Here is a 715-nt window from a genome sequence, read left to right on the forward strand (position 1 = left end):
ACAAAAATTCAACAGTCGGTTTTTCACCGGCTTTTAAGGAAACATTTCCTGTTACCGTTCCGGCCTTAACATCAAATCCTGCCGTTAATGTATCCATAGCTTCTTTCTTAGCTGCATTCACTTGTCCTACTGTAGCGGCATTAGTAGCTGTCGTACTTTCTTTGACATTCTTAATTTCCTGTTCAGCCATATTGAGTCCGTCTTTGGTCAGGCTGACATTCTTTGTAGGATCCGTATTATTACCGATGGTCACGCCATTATCATTAATCGTAGTAACCGTTGTTACGTCACCATTCGGAGTTGTCACAGTCTTGGTAAACGTAGCACTTTCCAAATTCTTCAGTTTCTTCGCCAACTTAACTGTCAGTTTTGCATTATTTCCTTCTTTTGTGGTATCAACACCAATATTTCCGTCACTTAAATTAGCAGCAACGGTTTCTCCACCGACAATATTTACCTGATTATTTAATTTAATAGGTGCCGCATCTCCGATATCACCTTTAAATTTCAAGCCATCATCCAACGTAGCCACGGAGTGCGGATTCTTCCCGTCCGGATCGGTAATGACAATGCGTTTAATAGTTGTCGTACCGTCTACACCTTTTTCTCCTTTTTCACCTTTCTTACCGTCAACGCCGCGAATCGTTAATCCATTTTCTCCGTCTTGTCCATCCGCACCGTTCGTTCCATGAATGGTAATAGAACCGCCATCTTT

At 41.8% G+C, this 715-nt stretch carries 1 pseudogene; it reads right to left on the reverse strand.

What is annotated here, in order from left to right:
- Positions 1-715 (reverse strand): annotated as a pseudogene (locus HMPREF1039_RS08155) (hypothetical protein); the annotation flags it as partial.

Source organism: Megasphaera lornae, from assembly GCF_000214495.1.
Lineage (GTDB): Bacteria > Bacillota > Negativicutes > Veillonellales > Megasphaeraceae > Megasphaera > Megasphaera lornae.